Genomic DNA, 19,865 nt, shown 5'->3' with positions numbered 1-19,865 from the left:
AAAAGAAGAATATATATCAGGTTCGCCACTAATACCACCGTGTAACTTTTCTTCCAGATATATTTTTCAGGTTTTTCCATTATTTACCAATTGAGATCATGTTTGCAAAAAGCTTATACGCACCGGGAACCCCGGCAGGAAATTCCCTAAAGAAACTAATTCCAGTGTAAATATAATAGCCTTCACCATATTTTGCTACGAGTAAACTCCCATCTTTGGGTGTTTCCCCCTGGTCGTTCATCGAAAGTACAGGAGTAAATTCCGGTGCCCAGGCACTGGGGAAATAGAGTCCGCGTTCCTGTACCCAGTTTTCAAAGTCCTCTTTATTAATTTTATTGGGGTAATTCAGCAGGGGGTGATCTTCAGCAAGAAAACGCACTTCGGCATTTTCATCGGTCACCCGGTCCCTGGAAAGTTCGAGATGATAAGGGGCGATATTGTCGGTTTTCAAACCACGGTTTGTATTGTATTGTACGATTAAATTTCCGCCGTTTTTCACGTAATTCAACAGCACATTTTGTTTGTATTTTAGCTCTTCAACAATATTATAAGCCCTTATTCCAAGAACCACGGCATCAAACCTCTTTAAAGAAGCTTCCGAAATGCCGGCAGGGGAGATTCGGGTAACTTTATAGCCAATTTGTTCCAGGCTTTCAGGAACCACATCCCCGGCTCCTTCAATATAAGCTATTTGTTCCCCTTTTTTCTCAATATTAAGTTTGGCAACCTTTAATTTTGAAGGTAAAACCAATGTTTGATAGGGGATATGCTCATAATCTATATGAACGGTCTTTTCTGAATAGATTTTATCTTCAACTTTGGCCTTCGGAATAATATAAGTTTCACTCTCATTTGCGGGCGGAGTAATGCTGAAGTTTAAAGTGACAGAACCACCTTTTTGAGCAATATTGAAGTTTCTGGATTTGGGTTCGATTTTCCAGTTTTCTCCGGAATCAAGAGTAAGCGTACCCTGAAGGTTTTCTTTACCCGAAACTATCTTTGCCGATATTTGCCTTTTTTGGGCATTGTCAAAAATTATCACACTTTCCTCAAACTCAACAGAAACAGGCTGGATGATTTCAAAAGAGCGATAAGTTTCCCCAAAAACATTATCGTTGTACTTGTAGACCACTTCTTTGCTAAAGGGAATCTGCACTCCGTTAAAATCCAGGTAAAAGACAGCTTTTGTACTGTTGGGAGTTTCCGGCAAACCAATTAATTCCCTGTTTTCCACATTATACATGCCCGTAGTTCCTTCTTCATTAAGCCAGTAGGGGGAAGTGGCTTTAGTACTCTCTGGAATTTTTAGTGCCAGTTCTTCGCTCCAGCCATTATTATTTTTTAAAGTTACAGCGGGTTCGATGGACGAATTGTTGGGTGATAATTCTACTTTTTGCAGGGTGATGGCAAAATCGCTTCGGTTTATTGCTTCAAGTTTTACAGGCACCTCTTGTGATGGTGTTGCAGCGGAACTTCCGGCAACAGCTTCCAGGTAAAGCCCTCCAGATGCAGCAATAATATTCTTTATCTGTTCTGACTTAATTTCTTTCCAGTGTTCGTTTTTCAGTTCATTAATAAGCTGATAGGCTGCAATTAATTGGGGAAGGCTGGCTGCGGGATTGGTAAAATCGAAATCTTCCTGAACCTTATTCAAAATTTGACCAATTTCGGCACCACCTTCAAGTCGGCTCCAGGATGTATTAATACCTTCAAAAATATCTTCTTTTCCTTCAGGTATTTCACCTTTAATCAACTCCAGGTATTCCTCCTGAGTGCCCCGGCTACCTGTACTTCCAAAACCTTGAGAACGATGTTGACTCCGGCTTAAAGCAGCAATTTCGGGATTGGAAAGTCCCTTCAGTGGAAAATAAACTCCCGTGTCAAACTTCAAAAAATTGATTTTGCTGGCTTCTTCAAAAGCTTCCTCGTTGTCGTAGAACCAGGGAGAGGTATTGAAAAACAGTCTTTCTGATTGATGGGTTTCCGTATATTGCAACTGATTTTGAAAAGCGTCTTTATTATTTGCCAGTTCAAAAGCTTCCACACTCAGAATTGCTGAAGAGGTGTGATGGCCGTGAGTGGTGCCGCGGGTGCGGTGATCAAAACGGTTGATGATTACATCTGGTTTAAATTTTCTGATTACCCAAACTACATCGCTGAGTACTTCCTTCTTGTTCCAGATTTCCAAAGTTTCATCAGCGGTTTTGGAATAACCAAAGTCGTTTGCACGGGTAAAAAATTGTTGGCCGCCATCAATCCTCCTGGCAGCCAATAATTCCTGGGTTCTGATTACTCCCAGTTCTTCGCGGATTTGAGGACCAATTAAATTTTGACCACCATCGCCCCTTGTTAGGGAAAGATATGCTGTTCTTGCATTTTGTTCGTTCGAGAAATAAGAAATCAGCCTGGTATTTTCATCATCGGGATGAGCAGCCAGATATAATACTGATCCTAAAAAATTTAATTTTTCAATTTCGTGAAAAATTTCCGAAGCACTTAATTTTTCTGGTGCCTGAGCCTGGATGTCCGAAAATAAGGATAAGAATATAAAGGCAAATAGAAATTTCCGCATTCCCACAAGTATTTTTAGAGGTAGTAATATCAAATATAGAAACTTTGCAGGCTCTTCTACCGCGTTTCAGCATGTTTAACTTTTAAAGTGCATCCTTGCCTTCATCCAGCCGGGCGTTCTTCTCTACCAGCGATACCGCCTTCTGTAGGATCAGGTTATTTGGGTAGGTTATTAACTCCCCATCTAAAGTTCTGAGGTGCAGGTGAAAAGCTTTTATATCTTCAATAATAGCTTCAATAGGAATGTCTTTGTCATGGATCCTTATTTTGTCCCCGATTTTGTAGGGGAATGAAAAAAACATGATCACTCCGCAAGTGATATTACTGAGGATAGACCAAATAGCAAAAAGTGCTACTCCCAAAATTGCGAAAACAGAAGAAAATATAAGGGAAAATTCTGCCCAGCCAACCCCCCAGGCAATGGATAAAAGGAAAACAGCGAGAATAAAGATTAGAATGTTGATGTATTTAAACATCAACCTTGTTCTGGTGATATTAATTTCGGCACGTTCGCCAACCCTTTTTGCAGCTTGCTTCAGGAAAAATTGCAGAATCAGCAGCAATAGGAAAATGGCTATGCTGTAAATTACTTCTACCGGAATTACGCTGATTATTCTATTCATTAATAAACTCTAGATTTTAGCAAATATAATTGTTTTTGAATGCTTGTATTCGTCTTTGATAAAGCTTTATCAACTTAAATTAATAAAAATTTGATAGACATTGAAGGGTACTATGGTTTAACGAATTCCATCAACTTTTTATAAACAAGGTGCGTTGGTAAACCCACTACATTTACATAACTCCCCTCAATATTGGTAATCCCAATTAAGCCAATCCACTCCTGAATAGCATAACCACCTGCTTTATCAAAAGGTTTATATTGCCGCACATAATACTCTATTTCTTCGGAAGTTAAAGATTTAAATTTAACCTTAGTAACACAGTTTAGTGTTTCCTGTTTCTCTGCCGTTGTGAAACATACTGATGTAATTACCTGATGCTCTTTTCCTGAAAGGGAGGTTATCATTGCAACCGCTTCTTCGGCATCTGCAGGTTTCCCCATTGCCACACCTTCGTTGTAAACAATGGTATCGCTGGTGATAAGGATTTGTTTTGGTTCTAGATCATTAAAAGCCTCTGCTTTAAGTTCTGCAAGGAAATCTGTTATCTCTTCATTCTTTAAGTGATCAGGGAAAACCTCCTTCACCGGGCGTACATCCGCAGTAAAGGGAATTTCCATTTCCTTAAAGAATTTTTGTCTTCTTGGAGAGCCTGAAGCAAGGATAATTTCTTTGTTTTTAAGGTAATTTTTCAGCATAATCTAAAGTATAAATTTGTGCAATCCAATGGAAATTAATCCTAAGAAAAGAATCAATTTCAGAATAAGACTTAAATGCGTGAACTGCTTCTTTTTTTTAGCTTCAGGTAGTTTTACCATCACGTAAAGAAGCGGAGCGAGGATTAGCAGCAATACATAAAGTGTAGCATAAGTATTTTCATAAAGGTAGTTGTAAATGTAATAAACTATTGCAATTACAGGAATCAGTGCTACCGCTAAAATTACTTTGTTGGTGCGGGAAGTTCCCAATTGTACAGGCAGGGTCTTCATCCCGGCATTATAATCACCTTTGATATCTTCCTGATCTTTTACCATTTCCCTTAAAAGGTTTATTAAAAAAGCAAAAAGAGCATAATCCAGCAGGATTGAAAATAGCAGCGCCTGTGTAGGTTGATTTTGATCATTTATGGCAGGTAAAAGGTCGTATAATCCCACTATAACCACAACTCCTGCAATGGTACAGCTCACGATAATGTTACCAATTAAGGCCAGTTGCTTTAGGTAAGTAGCATAAAAATACAAAATAGCAGAGGCGAAGATCCACAAAGCTGCAAAGGCCGGCCAACCTGTGATATTTGACAAATAGAAGCCAATAGCCACACCAATTATATTAAGAATAATAAATAATGTAGTTCCTGTTTTTTCTGAAACATAAGTGCCGATTATTGTATTTTTCCCTCTGTTTATCCTGTCGGTCTCTACATCGTAAACATCGTTGATTATATAACCTCCGGCAGCAAGCGAAACCGTGGCCAGGGCAAGAAGTGAACAGCCAAAGAGACTAAGAGTAATATCGGCGCCTAAAGCTTCAAACAGGCCGTATTTTATTAGAAATTGTGTGAAAGCTATAAAAAGAAGATTTTTATAGCGGATGAGCTTTAAGTACTTGTACATAAATGAGCCTAATTGGAAACAAATTTTAGTCCGATTATAGACATAATTAACGTGCTAAGGAAAAATATTCTCCAGAAATGCGCCGGTTCTTTAAAAATAAGGATTCCGAGTAAGGCTGTACCTGCGGCTCCAATTCCGGTCCAGACGGCATAAGCAGTCCCGATTGGCAAGGTCTGGGTGGCTTTGTAAAGCAAAAGCATACTTGCAGTGAGGCAAAACAGAAATCCTGCTAACCAAAAAGTACTGGTATTGCCGGTGCTGAATTTGGCCTTTCCCAAGCAAAAAGCAAATCCGACTTCAAAGAGTCCGGCGAAGATCAATAAAAGCCAGTTCATTCCCTTTCCATCCATTTGCCCTGTACCTTCAGGACCTGTTCAATAACATCCCGCACGCATCCTTTTCCGCCTTTTCTATGCGAAACGTACTTGGATATTTCTTTTACTTCCGCTACGGCATCCTGCGGGCAACAAGGCAACCCAACTAGCTTCATAGGGTAATAATCGGGGATATCGTCTCCCATATAAAGAACTTCATCGGGATTAATATCATAAATGTCGAAAAATTCGTCCATTTGCTCCACTTTGTCAGAAATCCCCAGGTAAATATCGTTTATCCCAAGATCCCTGAGCCGCATTCTGACGCCTTCATTTTTTCCGCCGGAAATAATACAAACTGTATAACCGGCATTTTTTGCCAGTTTCAGGGCATAACCGTCTTTAATATTCATTGTGCGAAGTAATTCCCCGGCAGTGCTCACCTGTACAGAGCCATCTGTAAGGACACCGTCCACATCAAAAACAAAAGTGGTAATCTGGTTAAGGTATTCTTTATAATTTTTTTCCATGTAATTTGTAAATCGATGCTGTTAGCAGTTCGTAAATATTTTTCTGGTTTTCAGTTAGCAGTTCAAGGTGTCCTTCGATAGTGCCACGATCATTGCGAATAGCCGGTCCTGTTTGAGCCTCTTCAGGAGATAATTCTTCAATTTTTGAAGCGGTTTCTTTTATCAGTGGTTTTAAAATGTCAAAGGAGAGGTCGTTTTTTTGACAAATATCGGCTCCAATAGTATAAAGGTGGTTCGTGAAATTACAAACGAATACTGCGGAAGCGTGCAGCGCCTTTCTTTGTGTGGAATTGGTATCCAAAAGCTTTTCTGAGATTCCTGCAGCCAGTTTTTTTGTCTTCTGAAGGTTTTTTTCTGAATTTGCTTCCAAACACATAGGTATTTGGTTAAAATCTACCGCTCTCTTCGCTGAAAATGTCTGCAACGGATAAAAAACTCCGTGATTCCTGAATTTTGACAGCGCATCCATGCCTATTCCGCCTGAAGTATGCAGGTATAATGCACCAAAGTCAGGGACGATATTTGCCATTTTAAGGATGGCATCATCTTTTAAGGCCAAAATATAAATATCGGCTTCTTTTAATTCAGAAACAGCAGTAGTAGTAGAGGTTTCAGAGAAGTTAACCAGTTTTTCTGGCCTGTGATTGTATACCTGAATTACTTCAACATCTTCCGCTTTCTCAAAAGCCTTGTAGAGATGTATAGCGACGTTTCCGGCGCCTAAAATTACCACTTGAGTCATTCGGCTAAATTACCAAAAAAAATGCGTCTGTAAAATTAACATTTAAGTATGGAGATTGCAGGGTGGAAGTCTTACAAAACCGTTAAAATTCCTTAAATTTGCAGCCGATTTAAAGGATAACAATTCATGCAGAATAAGATAGCCTCTGTCATTTTTTCTACCCGTATAATGGCAGTTTTATTCATCGTTTTTGCCATCGCCATGGCATTGGGAACTTTTATTGAAAACTGGTATACCATTGAGACCGCTAGAGTCCTTATCTACAATACCTGGTGGTTTGAAGGAATAATGGTCTTTTTCGTTATAAATTTCCTTGGGAATATTAAGCGTTATCAGCTGTTAAAAAAGGAGAAATGGTCAACCTTGGTTTTGCACCTTTCTTTTATTCTTATCCTCGTAGGGGCTTTTGTAACCCGTTATATTAGTTACGAGGGGATTATGCCAATAAGGGAAGGCGAGACGACCAATAAATATCTCACTCAGGAAACCTATTTTACATTCTTTCTTGACGGCGAAATAGACGGAGAGCCAAGAAGAAGAATACTTCAGGAAAAAGTGCTCTTAGCCCCGGAGACAGAAAATGATTATGAGCTGAATACGGATTATAACGGGCAGCCCGTCACTTTTGAAGTCACGAATTTTATTCATGGTGCTGAAGAAACACTGGTGCCAACAGAAGACGGAGAAAGATACCTGAAAATAGTAGAATCCGGAGGTGGGCAAAGACACGATCATTACCTTCAGGAAGGGCAGGTTAGCAATATCCATAACACTCTCTTTACTCTGAATAATCCTACTGAAGGAGCTATAAATATTCAGCTAACTGAAGATGGAGAATACACCATAGATTCTCCGTTTGAAGGGGATTACATGAGAATGGCAGACCAGGCGAGAGGGGAGTTAATAGCAGACTCTACACAAACCCTTGTACTTCGTTCACTTTACAACATAGGAACAATGCAGTTTGTAGTTCCAGAACCTGTGGTAAGGGGAGAATATGATATAGTGCCTACAAAAGAGAAAATACAGGGTGATCCTGACGGAGTTACTTTAAAAGTAAGTTCCCAGGGCAAGACTGAGACGGTTACGCTTCTTGGTGGGAAAGGAATTCCAACTGAACCTGAAAAGCTTGAGCTGGCCGGATTGGAAATTTACTTAAACTATGGTTCTATAGAACAGGAACTTCCTTTTGCACTTAAACTGAATGATTTTATTGCTGAAAAATATCCCGGTACAGAAAAAAGTTACTCTTCTTTTCAAAGTAATGTTGAAGTAGTCCAGGAAGGTGAAGAAAATTTTGAATATGAAATTTATATGAATCATATCCTTGACCACGAAGGTTATCGCTTTTTCCAGTCCAGTTTTGATCCCGATGAGAAAGGAACAGTACTCTCTGTAAATCACGATTACTGGGGAACCTGGATAACCTACATTGGATATTTCCTTCTCTATCTCGGCTTAATGTGGATCTTATTTGATAAAGGCTCCCGTTTTGGACAGCTGGAAGCAAGGCTCGATAAGATAAAACAAAAGAAAAAGAAATTAGCTACTATAGCAGTTTTATTGTTTGCAACCAGTTTTAGCGGATTTGCACAGGAGGCGCAGACAGATCATGAGCACATTGAAAATACTCGCAGGCAAATAGATTCTCTTATCGTCAAAAATGCAGTAAAAGAAGATCATGCTGCGGAATTTGGACGACTGGTGATTCAGGATGCAGGTGGACGTATGAAACCGGCTAATACCTATTCTTCAGAATTACTTAGAAAGCTCAGTAAGAAGGATAGCTATAAGGGGCTGAGTTCAGATCAGGTTCTTGTTTCTATGACAGAGAACCCAATGGTTTGGTATAATGTGCCGCTTATTTTTGTAGAAAAGCAAAATGACAGTCTTCATAAAATTCTTAATGTTGAACAAGGAAAAAAATATCTAGCCCTTACAGATTTCTTTGACAGCAGCGGAAACTATAAATTATCACAATACCTGGAAGGAGCCTATCAGGCCGCGGTTCCAAATAAATTTCAGAAAGATTACATCGAAACCGATAAAAAAGTCAATCTGCTTTACCAGGCTTTGCAGGGGGAAGTACTTAAAATATTTCCTGTTCCCAACCACGAAAACAATAAGTGGGTTTCTTATCCCGAAGTGGAAGAAGCAGCTTTTAAAGGAATGGATTCTGTTTATGCTAAACAGATATTACCACTTTACATGAATGCACTGCAGGATGCCAGGGAAACCGGGGACTACGCAAGAGCAAACGAATTTTTAGGCAGTATAAAGAGTTTTCAAAAGAAATTTGGTTCTGAAGTCATGCCTTCAGAGGATAAAATTGAAGCTGAAATTGCCTATAATAAATATGACATTTTCCGGAACCTATACTGGATGTATATGGTTGCAGGTTTAGCAATGCTCGTTTTTGTTATTGCACAGATTTTTAAAGATAATAAATTTATGCGCGGCCTTATTAAAGGCAGTGTTGTGATTATTATCATTCTTTTTGTTCTTCACACCCTCGGATTGGCTGCGAGATGGTATATTTCTGGCCACGCACCCTGGAGTGATGCTTACGAGTCGATGATCTATGTTGCCTGGGCCACGATGTTTTTTGGACTTGCCTTCGGAAGAAAAAGTAATCTTACCATTGCGTCTACCGCGTTTGTAACTTCTATGATCCTGATGATTGCGCACTGGAATTGGATGGATCCTTCTATTGCAAACCTGCAACCCGTGTTGGATTCTTACTGGTTAATGATCCACGTTTCAGTAATTGTAGGTAGTTACGGCCCTTTAACATTAGGAATGATCCTGGGAGTAGTTTCGTTACTTTTAATGATCCTTACCACTTCTGAAAATAAAAAGAGGATGGAGCTTAACATAATGGAAATTACCATTATTACTGAATTAGCCATAACCGTAGGTCTGGTAATGCTTACCATCGGAAACTTCTTGGGTGGGCAATGGGCCAATGAAAGTTGGGGACGTTACTGGGGATGGGATCCAAAAGAAACCTGGGCGCTGATTAGTATTATGGTTTACGCTTTTGTTATTCACATGCGAATGGTACCAGGCTTAAGAAGCAGATGGTTCTTCAACTTAATGGCAATCGTAGCTTTTTCAAGTATTATGATGACTTATTTTGGGGTAAATTTCTACCTAAGTGGATTGCATTCTTATGCCAGTGGTGATAAAGTAATTACTCCGACTTTTATCTATTATACGATTGCTGCGGTAGCAGTTTTGGGAGCAGTTTCTTATTGGAAATATCAGAAGCATTATGCGAAGAAATCGCCAGCAGCAAGGGAAGAGGATAGTATGTAATTTTTTGGGATTAAGAAGTTTTTAAGACGCTCTTCGATGCAAGAGGCTTCCCGCTCGACAAGTAGCGAAAATTGGCATTTTTAGGCATCCTTATAAAAATAAAAAGCCACGAACACTTTCATAGTATTCGTGGCTTTTTATAATGAGAAAACTGAATTATTTCAGATTTCCAACCATATCTTTAGGTTTTACCCATTCGTCAAACTCTTCAGCTGTTAAGTGGCCAAGGTTTACGGCTTCTTCTTTTAAAGTAGTACCATTCTTATGGGCTGTATTTGCAATTTCGGCAGCTTTATAATATCCGATTTTGGTATTTAAAGCCGTTACCAGCATCAGGGAATTATTTAAATGCTCCTGAATTCTGCTTGTATTTGCTTCAATTCCCCTTGCACAATGTTCTTCAAAAGATTGGCAGGCATCGCCTAACAATTCTGCACTTTGTAGCAGGTTGGCAGCCATAACTGGTTTAAAGACATTCAACTCAAACTGCCCTTGCATACCTCCAACGCTCATACTAACATCATTACCAATTACCTGGGCGCAAACCATCGTAAGAGCTTCACACTGGGTAGGATTTACTTTACCCGGCATAATAGAAGATCCAGGTTCATTGGCCGGAATGTTAATTTCACCAATTCCGCTTCGCGGTCCGGAAGCAAGCATTCTAATATCGTTTCCGATCTTATTCAACGAAACAGCTATCTGTTTAAGTGCACCATGGGTTTCCACGAGAGCATCATGTGCAGCCAGGGCTTCAAATTTGTTCCCGGCAGATGTAAATGGAAGTTCGGTAAACTTAGCGATAAATTCTGCCACACGTTTAGAGTATCCTTTAGGAGTGTTAAGTCCGGTTCCAACTGCCGTACCACCCAAAGCGAGTTCTGCTAAATGTGGTAAGGTATTTTCAAGGGCTTTAATGCCATAATCCAGCTGCGCCACATATCCACTAAATTCCTGGCCAAGGGTTAAAGGAGTGGCGTCCATAAAGTGCGTACGGCCGATTTTCACCACTTCCTTAAACTCATCTGACTTTTTCTTAAGGGTTTCCCTTAGTTTCCTCAGACCCGGAAGGGTAATTTTTATAATCTTCTGATAAGCGGCAATATGCATTCCTGTTGGGAAAGTGTCATTAGAAGATTGCGATTTATTCACATCGTCGTTTGGCTGCAAAGTTTTTTCACCTTCACCAATTTTTTTCCCGGCAAGCTGGTGCGCCCTGTTGGCAATCACCTCATTCACATTCATATTACTCTGCGTACCGCTACCGGTTTGCCAGATTACCAGCGGAAACTGGTCATCATGCTTTCGAGCTAAAATTTCGTCACATACCTGTGCTATATAGTCTCTTTTTTCAACTGGTAAAGCGCCAAGCTCACAGTTGGTGTATGCTGCAGCTTTTTTAAGATAGGCAAAGCCGTAGATTATTTCCAGGGGCATACTGCCGGAAGGGCCAATTTTAAAATTATTTCTTGAACGCTCTGTTTGAGCTCCCCATAATTTATTTGAAGGAACTTTTACCTCCCCCATAGTATCCTTTTCTATTCTGTAATCCATAACATTATAATTGATTGCCTTACAAATTTACATTTTAGCCGCTTCTTTTGGCTAAAAAAACCATTAAATTTCCTGACCAAATGAGGCTCCAGATTTTAACAATATCGATCCTAATATGGACTGTAGGCCCAAAAATTTAAATTTTAATTGTGATAAGCCATTGATAGTTTATATCTTTGACCAGATTCAAAATTTAGAATTATGTTCGAATTCGATCAGTATCTTGGGTTTTTAGCTTTCCTAATTATAATAACAATGGGATTTTGGCTAATGATATTTCTAGTTGCAATTGTTCCTTATTGGATTGGAGGTTCCTTAACAGAATTTCTTAAAGAAAAACAGGCTGCCAGGAAAAAAGCTAAAGAAGCAGATGTAAAAAACGCATAAAAAAAGGGACAAATTTTGTCCCTTTTTTTTTATGTATTTTTCTTTTGCTTCTAGAATTCGCCATCCATATCTTCACCTCCATTTTCTGCATTCTCCCTTTGTTGTTGTCTTTTTTGCTGATTAAATCTGTATATCAAAGAAACATTTATTTGTCTTTGTCTCCACTGAAATTCTGTATCCTGTTCAAAATTGTCTGTAAGAGTGTAAGCGTTCCTTCTTCTGGAATTTAATAAATCACGCACATTTAATGAAATGGTTGCCTGTTCATTTAATATTTCCTTACTTAAGGCAAGATCTATAGAAAGAATTCCTTCCTGTGTACCTTGAACTTCATCTGATGGACCACGATAAAAAGCATTGGTTTGCCAGTCGATGCTTCCTGGTAAGGTTACTTTGGAACTGAATCGACCAAAATAACTGGTATTTTCCTGACTGTAATCTACTCCATTAAAGGAACCATCCAATGCAAACCTGAAGTAATTAAAACTACCATTTAGTCTTAACCAATCTGCGGGATTATACAGGAAACCAAGTTCAGCACCCATACGATCATTTGTAGCCAGGTTAAAAGGGATATTTCTAATTACACGCTGTTCCACATATTGTTCTGAAATTGGATCACCTTCAACATAATCAGGATTGGTTACCGAAATATTTACATTTTCCTGAACTCTCGAAAAAGCATCAGTTTCACGTTGATAATATACAGAAGAAGTAAGAGTAAGTTTTTCCCATCTTTTTAAATATCCCAAATCAAAAGCATTAGAGAATGCCGGCTGTAAATTAGGATTCCCCTGGAAAACGTTATTTCTACTACTTCTTGAAGGAAATGGATTAATAAACCAGCCACGTGGCCTGTTTATCCTTCTGTTATAACCAAGTGTAATATTTTCTTCTTCGCCTAATTCATAAATTAGGTTTACGGTAGGAAAGAGGCCTAGGTAATTGTTGTCAAAATCTGTATCGATATCGAATGAATATATTTCCTGTAACTCTTCTTCAGATAATTCAGAATCAATTTGTCCTTTTAATTGTGTATTCTCCAGGCGTAAACCTAAAAGGAAACTAAAGTCTCCAAATTTTGATCCGTACTGAGAATATAAAGCCTGAACATTTTCAGAATAATCAAAAATATTAGTTTGGTTTACATTCAGTAAAAGCTCATTATTAACATTCTCCTGAAAGAGCTTATAGTCAGTCACTTCATTTTCAAAGTTTCCGCGATACCCTGCTTCAAACTGAGAATTCTCACCTATAGGCCTTACATAATCTGCCTGGATTAGGTACTCTTTTTGCTTCTCAAGGGTGTTTGTACGCTCTCTTGGCAGAAAGATATTGTCCTGATCTGAATTATTGTACATGACCGGTTCCCTTATTAGGGTTTGTTGTGTTTCCTGATCATTTTCATACTGAACATCTGCAGTTAGTTCATGTCCCTCATTATCGAACTTGTTGATATAGTTTATGGAGAACTGGTAGCTATCATCTTCCTCAGTCTCTTTTTCATACCTTTCAGTACCTATTTGAGGACTGTTGTTAAGATAATAATCACTTATATTGGTTGTAAGATCTTCGTCATTACCCTTCCTGTAGAATATTGCACCGGTTATGGAAGACATATCATTTATATAATATTCCATTCCAAAGTTGGTATTAAATCCGCGATTAATCCTATCCATCTGCCGATCCTCTACATTTCTATTATAGGGAATGCTGTCCAGAAAAGCATCTTGCTGATTTTCAAAATATCTGGTGTCGAAAAAGGCATTTCCCGGAGATTCTGAATAGCGGTAACCGGTAGTGGTAAAGAGGTTATAATTTTCGGTTCTATAATTAAGGTTTGCATTAACCCCGGCATTTTCAGGATGTCCCGCATTTAAAGTAAGCGAACCGTTAAATCCAAGTGTTTCTTTTTTCCGAAGAATAATATTGATAATCCCTGCTGTTCCTTCAGCATCATAACGGGCAGAAGGAGAGGTGATCACCTCTACACGCTCAATAGCCTCTGCCGGAAGTTGTCCAAGAACGTCGGTTCCACCAAACCCAGCCATAGCAGAAGGTTTTCCATTAATAAGTATCCTGACATTGTCGTTACCCCTAAGGCTTATTCCACCTTCAATATCTACAGAGATTGAGGGAACATTATTAAGAGCGTCACTAACAGTTCCTCCGGCTGTAGTAAGATCCTGGCCAATATTGTATATTTTTTTATCCAGCCTTACGTCTACCTGAGTGGTTTCTGCTCTTACAACGACCTCATCCAGGCTGGCAGAACTAACTCCCAAAGGAATTGTTCCCAGATCTGTGTTTGAATCTACTGTACGATCATTAAAGCGTTTGGACTCGTAAGAAATAAACTCTACAAGAATATCATAGGTGCCTTCAGGCACATCGATTGAAAAATTACCGTCTATATCGGTAATTCCTCCTGTTAGATCCTGTGGATCGTTAGCATTAATAACAGAAATTGTGGCATATTCCAGTGGAACTTCCAGATCGTTATCAATTACTTTTCCCGAAATGGTAAATTCTTCTTGCTGAGAATATGCCTGAAACTGAAATGTAAATAAGAAAATCAGCAGTAAGCCGAATGGTGATAAAACTTTGGTGGTCATTAGATAAATTTTACCCTTTGACCGTGCAGGATTAAAATAGTTTAATCAACAAGGGTTAAGTTTCCGTTAAAGCAGCAGGGAATTATGTTAAAAGCTTCTGTTTAAGTTGATAACAGTTTAAGATTTTTTAGTTAAATTTCTATTTACTGTCAAATAGGTGTTGAATTGATCCTCAGATAAGAGTTTCTGCATTTTTAAATGTTCTTCTTTCTGAATCGCTTTAAGTTGCCTGATTTGTTTTTCGTGATTAAGTGAAGAACTAAGAACTTCGTTCTTCTTGATCGTGTATTCTATAATAAGGTTCTCGAATCCATGAACCTGATCTATGGTAAGGCCAAGCTTTGGTCTCCATGCATAAGCCAGTTCTTCGGCAACGTCTTTAATTTCCTGACGCTGTTGTTCCTGAATATATAATTTGGTATAAAAATAATAGCCGGCGGCCAATACACCTGCCAGGCTTAAAAATCCTATTTTTTGCTGCAGTTTCATAGTTATATTTTTTTTGTTTTCTGACTGTTCTTACAAAACCTCCTCAATATCTGATGCTGGTCTTCCAATTACAGCTTTACGATCATTCTCCACAATGGGTCGTTCTATAAGTTTAGGGTTTTTTACCATTACAGAAATAAGCTCCCTGTCACTTAGATCTATCTCTTTATAATTTTCCTTCCAAGCTTTTTCATTCTTTCTCACAAGCTGAATAGGTGAGATGTTCATTTTATCAATAAGTGCTGAAAGTTCTTCTTCTGTTAATGGAACTTTTAAATATTCCCTGACTCTGTAATCCTTACCAGAGTCTTTTACAACTTCTAAACCCTCCCGGGATTTTTTACATCTTGTATTGTGGTAAACCGTAATCATTCTTTATTTAATTTTCACTGTTTAAAATAAACAATTCAATTTAATATCAAAAGGTTTTTTAGTTATTATCAATGATCATTCCGTTGTCCGGTCATCATTAAAAAAGCCTTCAGGAAATTATCAATTTCGCCGTCCATCACATCGTCTACATTTCCGGTTTCTTCTGCAGTTCTCACATCTTTCACCAGTTTATAAGGATGCATAACATAATTCCTGATCTGAGATCCCCATTCAATCTTCATTTTGGAATCTTCAATTTCTCTTCGCTGTGCCTGTTGCTTTTGAAGTTCTATTTCGTATAACTGACTCTTTAACAGCTGCATGGCCTTATTCTTGTTTTCCAGCTGAGAACGGGTTTCAGAATTTTCCACCACAATCCCTGTGGGTGCATGTCGAAGACGTACTGCTGTTTCCACTTTGTTCACATTTTGTCCTCCCGCTCCTGAAGATCTCATAGTTTCCCATGAAATTTCTGATGGATTAATTTCTATTTCTATACTTTCATCTGCAAGGGGATAAACATATACTGAAGCAAAAGATGTATGGCGCTTTGCATTACTGTCAAATGGGGAGATTCTCACCAACCTGTGGACTCCATTCTCTCCTTTTAACCATCCAAAGGCATATTCACCATCAATTTCCAGGGTCACAGTCTTAATTCCGGCCACATCACCTTCCTGGTAATTAAGTTCTTTAATTTTATAGCCCTGCTTTTCTGCCCACATCATATACATCCTCATAAGCATCTGTGCCCAGTCGCAACTTTCGGTACCACCGGCACCGGCAGTGATTTGTAGTACAGCACTTAAATCATCACCTTCTTCAGAGAGCATATTTCTGAATTCCACACCTTCCAGAAGGTCAATAATTTTTTTGTACTGCTTCTCTACATCTTCATCTGAGGCTTCTCCTTCTTCGTGAAACTCCAGCAAAACCTGTAATTCTTCAAGCCAGCTTTTTGCCTGTAAATATTCTTCCACCCACTTTTTCTTCCCTCTCAATGTCCGCATAAAAGCTTCAGCTTCTCTGGGATCATTCCAAAAATCAGGATCAAAGGTTTTTTCTTCTTCGTTCTGAATTTCGATTTGTTTCTGCTCGATATCCAAATGGGTATGTAAAGCAGAAAGTCTTTCTTTAATAAGTTTTACCTGATCGGTAGTAATCATAAATTCAAATTTATTATTCGAAAGTATAACTCTTTTTTATAAAATATAAAGCCCAATCAGAAAAATTATTGTTGCTGCTGTTGTTGCTGTTGCTGTTCTGAAGATACTTCTACGGTATAGGTGGTTTCATTATCCCCGGTAGTATACACAAGACCTTTTATAGGAGGACAATCTGAATAATCTTTACCGTGTGCAACTTTTATATGATTTTCTACTGCTATAAGGTTATTGGTTGGATCGAATCCCACCCAGCCGGTGCCGGGAATAAAACTTTCTGCCCACGCGTGCATTTGGGAATCACCTTCATAACCCTGACCCTGGTGCAAATACCCTGACACGTAGCGCGTCGGAATTTTATTTTCCCTGGCTAAAGCGCAAAAGAGATGCGTAAAATCCTGGCATACACCCTTCATATTTTGCAGTACTGCCGTTAAATCTGAATCTACATCTGTTACGTCTGCTTTAAACTTAAAATTATTGTATATCCATGCATTAAGCTTTTGAAGATTTTCAAAGATACCCAGGGACAAATCGAAGCTAAAATTATTTTTGAGTTCTGCAGGGATGGAGGTAAGAGGGGTTTTTCTTAGGAACTGTTCGTGTTCTACCTTAAACTCAAGTGTTTCTAAAAGCTGGTATGCGTCTTCGTCACTTGTAGAAGGAATAGTTTCAAAGGGATTTACGACCTCCTTAGAAAGTTTAAATTCTGCCTCAAATTCTATTTCTTTAAATACTTGTTTGGGTTGAATTCTATAGGTTTTAAAGCCAAAGCCATTAATAGAATTCTCTACTATCACCTGCAGGGAATTTCGAAAATCAGCATATTCCAATGTTTGATTATCATTGTCTTCCGGAGTGATAAGAAATTGCCACAAAGCGCCATTAGCAGAGGCTTCGTAGGTGTTTTGCGCTTTGTATTTTATAATGTATTCCAAGGTGTGATTTTAAGGTCTGCAAATTTAGCCATCTTCTGTAGAATTAATAGTTAAAATATTCCTTTTCCATTTTTTGACCTATGAGTACCAGAGAGTTCAATATTTTTTCTATAAAAGTTTGAAAATCGTCCTCAATTTCTTCAATTATTTTATACTCATATTCAGCTTTTACCTTACCCACAAGAAAAGCAACAGAATCCTTTGAAGGATTTTTCTCTTGCGTAAGAACCTGAATATGTCGGCTCAATTCGTTAAGACTATTCATAATTGAGCGGGGACAATCTGGGTTAAGGATAAGAAATTCTAAAGTAGTAAAGCTTGTTGGTGTTTTCCGGTAAAATCGCCTGTTCATATCATAGGATTCTATACACTTTAAAAGTGTAATCCATTCATAACTATTTTTAATCCCGTCACCATAGCTCCCTTGTGCCAAAACAGCATCATGATACTTTGCATTTATGATCCTGGTAACCTGCGTTGCCCTTTCAATGTTAATTCCCAGCATTATGATTGCGTAAACCTCATCATGTAGAAGGGTGCCTCTTATTTTTCCGCGAAGGATAGAAGTAGATTCTGACACGCTGATAGTGAACTCATATAAACCGCTTTGAGTGAATTTTTCCCGCGGATATTTTAAAACATAGTGATAAAACCGGTTGAGAGCTTCGTATAATTCTGTAGAAATAAGATCACGCGCACTATTGGCGTTTTCCCTTGCGTACTGCACATAATTTATAATTGAATAATTCTTATCAGGATTTAGCCCAATATTATAGAGAACTTCTTCTTCGTTTAATATTTTTTCAGGATCTGCTACTTCGTCATCAGCCATAAATAGCATAGATTTTAAGACAAATTGGCGGGATTGTGAAAGTTCATTAGGTGCATCCAGTGAAGAAAAATAATTTACATTTAAGTATCTGGCTACGTGTTCGGTCCGCTCTATATAACGTCCCATCCAAAACAGGTTATTGGCTACTCTTGCTAACATATAATTTTTTTATTTTTTTAGAACCCAGGTGTCTTTTGATCCGCCTCCCTGGGAAGAATTTACTACTAAATTTCCTTTTTGAAGCGCTACGCGTGTAAGTCCGCCTTTAAGAACAAAGGATTTTTCCTGACCCAAAAGTGTAAAGGTTCTTAGATCTACATGCCGGGGTTCAAAACACTCTTCATCTTCTATATAAGTAGCATGTGTAGACAAAGACATAATGGGTTGTGCGATATATTTTCGCGGATTTGCCTGTATGGTTTCCTTTACTTTTTCAATTTCTTCTTTGGTAAGTTTATTTCCAATGGAAATCCCATAACCACCGGACTCATCTACCGGTTTAACTACCAGTTTATCTACATTCTCCAGCACATATTTTAACTCGTCGGGTCGGCTGCAGTGGTAAGTGTGGACGTTTTTAAGTATTGGTTCTTCATCGAGATAATACTTAATGATTTGCGGCATATACGTATAAACCGCTTTATCGTCGGCCACTCCTGTACCAGGAGCATTCACAAGTGTAACATTTCCTCTGCGATAGGCCGCAAGTAATCCCGGTACACCCAGGGCAGAATCAGGTTTAAATTCCAACGGATCAATAAATTGATCGTCAATCCTCCTGTATATAACGTCCACTTTTTGAGGTCCGTTAATGGTTTTCATGTACACAAAGTCATTCTCGACAAAAAGATCCCGACCCTCCACAAGTTCTACGCCCATAGCTTTGGCGAGATAAGAATGTTCGTAATATGCCGAATTATAAACCCCTGGTGTTATAACAATGCAATTTGGGCTATCTACCCCTTGTGGTTTAACGGTTTCCATAATTTCCAGCAGGTTTTCGGCGTAGTTGGTGACCGTATGCGTCTGATAATGGTTAAACACCCCGAATAGCGCACGTTTTAGCGCTGTACGATTACAAATAACATAACTCACGCCAGAAGGACAGCGAATATTATCTTCCAGTACGTAATATTCTCCGTCGGAATGTTTTATGAGATCCGTTCCGGAAATATGATTATAAACACCGCCAGGTGGATCAAGATTAATCATTTGATCCAAAAAATTTTCTGAAGAGTTTATAAGGTCAAGGGGAACAATTCCGTCTTTAATGATCTTTTTGTCGTGATAAATGTCCCAGAGAAATTCGTTTAAAGCCTTACTCCGCTGAAGAACACCTTTTTCAATATGTTCCCATTCATCGGGGTCTATAATCCTTGGAAAGAGGTCAAAAGGAAAAATTTTCTCTTTAGTCTCATGTTCCCCATATACCTGAAACGTTATTCCCTGGTTAAAAAAAGAAGCTTTTGCTTTGTTATTCAACATCGCAAAATCCTGTGGAGAATGTTCGCTGTAGAGATTTAATAATGTCTTATAAACATCCTTTACCTTGTTATTCTCATCAAAAATTTCATCGTAAAATTTTGGATCATTTTTATAAGAAGAGAAGGTAGGTTCGTTTTGCTTTGCTTTCATATATTTCTTTTTACATAATTTACGAATTTTCAGTCTTTTAGCAGCTGCTATTATGATAATATTTGCAGTTAATAAAAGTCTATACTTCAATACAGGCACGGCTTTATTGCGATTATTATATTTCCAATTATCGAAAATGTCCTTCTGCGGGATAAACATTTTTCTCTAA

General features: G+C 38.5%; 17 protein-coding genes. 2 read left to right on the top strand and 15 right to left on the bottom strand.

Translation table 11 applies throughout. The annotated features are described in order from the left end of the window. Nucleotides 1–79 precede the first annotated feature (79 nt). The 7 genes from RM549_RS12750 to RM549_RS12720 form a co-directional block, all read right to left on the bottom strand. Entirely contained in the window at nt 80–2,572 is a 2,493-nt protein-coding gene (locus RM549_RS12750; protein ID WP_311685426.1) for a PIG-L family deacetylase, read from the bottom strand. 82 nt (nt 2,573–2,654) lie between these two features. Then, nucleotides 2,655–3,194 (bottom strand): mechanosensitive ion channel domain-containing protein, encoded by a 540-nt coding sequence (locus tag RM549_RS12745; RefSeq protein WP_311685424.1) that lies wholly within the window; start codon nt 3,192–3,194, stop codon nt 2,655–2,657. A 110-nt stretch (nt 3,195–3,304) separates the two neighbouring features. Beyond that, nucleotides 3,305–3,892 carry a Maf-like protein gene (locus RM549_RS12740; RefSeq protein WP_311685422.1) on the bottom strand — a complete coding sequence of 196 codons (588 nt, stop codon included), beginning with the start codon at nt 3,890–3,892 and terminating at the stop codon, nt 3,305–3,307. Nucleotides 3,893–3,895: 3 nt separating this feature from the next. Then, complete coding sequence (locus RM549_RS12735) at nt 3,896–4,807, bottom strand: geranylgeranylglycerol-phosphate geranylgeranyltransferase (RefSeq protein WP_311685420.1); 912 nt, start codon at nt 4,805–4,807, stop codon at nt 3,896–3,898. 8 nt (nt 4,808–4,815) lie between these two features. Continuing rightward, on the bottom strand, nt 4,816–5,142 hold the full coding sequence (locus RM549_RS12730; RefSeq protein ID WP_311685419.1) for a DMT family transporter: 327 nt from the start codon (nt 5,140–5,142) through the stop codon (nt 4,816–4,818). Continuing rightward, nucleotides 5,139–5,651 (bottom strand): KdsC family phosphatase, encoded by a 513-nt coding sequence (locus RM549_RS12725; protein WP_311685418.1) that lies wholly within the window; start codon nt 5,649–5,651, stop codon nt 5,139–5,141. The genes RM549_RS12730 and RM549_RS12725 overlap by 4 nt, the downstream gene beginning before the upstream one ends. Next, nucleotides 5,635–6,393, bottom strand: coding sequence for a Rossmann-like and DUF2520 domain-containing protein (locus RM549_RS12720; RefSeq protein ID WP_311685417.1), 759 nt, complete (start codon nt 6,391–6,393; stop codon nt 5,635–5,637). The genes RM549_RS12725 and RM549_RS12720 overlap by 17 nt, the downstream gene beginning before the upstream one ends. A gap of 126 nt (nt 6,394–6,519) precedes the next feature. On the opposite strand from RM549_RS12720, the gene RM549_RS12715 reads away from it, so the two are divergent. Beyond that, a complete protein-coding gene (locus RM549_RS12715; protein WP_311685415.1) occupies nt 6,520–9,711 on the top strand; it encodes a cytochrome c biogenesis protein CcsA in 3,192 nt (1,063 codons plus the stop codon). Nucleotides 9,712–9,867: 156 nt separating this feature from the next. Here RM549_RS12715 and fumC read toward each other — a convergent pair whose 3' ends face one another. Next, nucleotides 9,868–11,265, bottom strand: a complete 1,398-nt coding sequence (gene fumC, locus RM549_RS12710; protein ID WP_311685412.1) for a class II fumarate hydratase — start codon at nt 11,263–11,265, stop codon at nt 9,868–9,870. A gap of 201 nt (nt 11,266–11,466) precedes the next feature. On the opposite strand from fumC, the gene RM549_RS12705 reads away from it, so the two are divergent. Continuing rightward, nucleotides 11,467–11,652: a hypothetical protein gene (locus tag RM549_RS12705; protein WP_311685410.1), complete on the top strand. Its 186-nt coding sequence runs from the start codon at nt 11,467–11,469 to the stop codon at nt 11,650–11,652. 50 nt (nt 11,653–11,702) lie between these two features. On the opposite strand, the gene RM549_RS12700 is transcribed toward RM549_RS12705, so the two are convergent. From RM549_RS12700 to RM549_RS12670, 7 genes are all read right to left on the bottom strand, one after another. Further along, complete coding sequence (locus RM549_RS12700; RefSeq protein ID WP_311685409.1) at nt 11,703–14,267, bottom strand: TonB-dependent receptor; 2,565 nt, start codon at nt 14,265–14,267, stop codon at nt 11,703–11,705. Between the two features lie 117 nt (nt 14,268–14,384). Next, the gene (locus RM549_RS12695) at nt 14,385–14,756 is read right to left on the bottom strand and encodes a hypothetical protein (RefSeq protein WP_311685407.1); all 372 of its coding nucleotides are present in this window, start codon (nt 14,754–14,756) and stop codon (nt 14,385–14,387) included. A 30-nt stretch (nt 14,757–14,786) separates the two neighbouring features. Then, nucleotides 14,787–15,128 carry an arsenate reductase (glutaredoxin) gene (gene arsC / locus RM549_RS12690; RefSeq protein ID WP_311685405.1) on the bottom strand — a complete coding sequence of 114 codons (342 nt, stop codon included), beginning with the start codon at nt 15,126–15,128 and terminating at the stop codon, nt 14,787–14,789. A gap of 68 nt (nt 15,129–15,196) precedes the next feature. Further along, nucleotides 15,197–16,294 carry a peptide chain release factor 2 gene (prfB, locus tag RM549_RS12685; protein ID WP_311685403.1) on the bottom strand — a complete coding sequence of 366 codons (1,098 nt, stop codon included), beginning with the start codon at nt 16,292–16,294 and terminating at the stop codon, nt 15,197–15,199. A gap of 65 nt (nt 16,295–16,359) precedes the next feature. Further along, nucleotides 16,360–17,229 carry a transglutaminase-like domain-containing protein gene (locus tag RM549_RS12680; RefSeq protein WP_311685401.1) on the bottom strand — a complete coding sequence of 290 codons (870 nt, stop codon included), beginning with the start codon at nt 17,227–17,229 and terminating at the stop codon, nt 16,360–16,362. Between the two features lie 43 nt (nt 17,230–17,272). After that, nucleotides 17,273–18,220 carry an alpha-E domain-containing protein gene (locus RM549_RS12675; RefSeq protein ID WP_311685400.1) on the bottom strand — a complete coding sequence of 316 codons (948 nt, stop codon included), beginning with the start codon at nt 18,218–18,220 and terminating at the stop codon, nt 17,273–17,275. A 9-nt stretch (nt 18,221–18,229) separates the two neighbouring features. Next, nucleotides 18,230–19,696, bottom strand: coding sequence for a circularly permuted type 2 ATP-grasp protein (locus RM549_RS12670; protein ID WP_311685398.1), 1,467 nt, complete (start codon nt 19,694–19,696; stop codon nt 18,230–18,232). Between the last annotated feature and the right edge of the window lie 169 nt (nt 19,697–19,865).

The sequence above is a fragment of the Autumnicola patrickiae genome (genome assembly GCF_031846525.1).
GTDB classification, from domain to species: domain Bacteria; phylum Bacteroidota; class Bacteroidia; order Flavobacteriales; family Flavobacteriaceae; genus Autumnicola; species Autumnicola patrickiae.
Note: the sequence above shows the minus strand (reverse complement) of the source record. Positions and strands in the feature narration are given on the sequence as shown.

Coding starts and splice junctions, on each gene's coding strand:
- RM549_RS12745 (WP_311685424.1), bottom strand. CDS start 3,194: ATGAATAGAATAATCAGCGTAATTCCGGTAGAAGTAATTTACAGCATA.
- RM549_RS12670 (WP_311685398.1), bottom strand. CDS start 19,696: ATGAAAGCAAAGCAAAACGAACCTACCTTCTCTTCTTATAAAAATGAT.
- fumC (WP_311685412.1), bottom strand. CDS start 11,265: ATGGATTACAGAATAGAAAAGGATACTATGGGGGAGGTAAAAGTTCCT.
- arsC (WP_311685405.1), bottom strand. CDS start 15,128: ATGATTACGGTTTACCACAATACAAGATGTAAAAAATCCCGGGAGGGT.
- RM549_RS12695 (WP_311685407.1), bottom strand. CDS start 14,756: ATGAAACTGCAGCAAAAAATAGGATTTTTAAGCCTGGCAGGTGTATTG.
- RM549_RS12740 (WP_311685422.1), bottom strand. CDS start 3,892: ATGCTGAAAAATTACCTTAAAAACAAAGAAATTATCCTTGCTTCAGGC.
- RM549_RS12675 (WP_311685400.1), bottom strand. CDS start 18,220: ATGTTAGCAAGAGTAGCCAATAACCTGTTTTGGATGGGACGTTATATA.
- RM549_RS12705 (WP_311685410.1), top strand. CDS start 11,467: ATGTTCGAATTCGATCAGTATCTTGGGTTTTTAGCTTTCCTAATTATA.
- RM549_RS12700 (WP_311685409.1), bottom strand. CDS start 14,267: ATGACCACCAAAGTTTTATCACCATTCGGCTTACTGCTGATTTTCTTA.
- RM549_RS12750 (WP_311685426.1), bottom strand. CDS start 2,572: ATGCGGAAATTTCTATTTGCCTTTATATTCTTATCCTTATTTTCGGAC.
- RM549_RS12715 (WP_311685415.1), top strand. CDS start 6,520: ATGCAGAATAAGATAGCCTCTGTCATTTTTTCTACCCGTATAATGGCA.
- RM549_RS12720 (WP_311685417.1), bottom strand. CDS start 6,393: ATGACTCAAGTGGTAATTTTAGGCGCCGGAAACGTCGCTATACATCTC.
- prfB (WP_311685403.1), bottom strand. CDS start 16,294: ATGATTACTACCGATCAGGTAAAACTTATTAAAGAAAGACTTTCTGCT.
- RM549_RS12730 (WP_311685419.1), bottom strand. CDS start 5,142: ATGAACTGGCTTTTATTGATCTTCGCCGGACTCTTTGAAGTCGGATTT.
- RM549_RS12725 (WP_311685418.1), bottom strand. CDS start 5,651: ATGGAAAAAAATTATAAAGAATACCTTAACCAGATTACCACTTTTGTT.
- RM549_RS12735 (WP_311685420.1), bottom strand. CDS start 4,807: ATGTACAAGTACTTAAAGCTCATCCGCTATAAAAATCTTCTTTTTATA.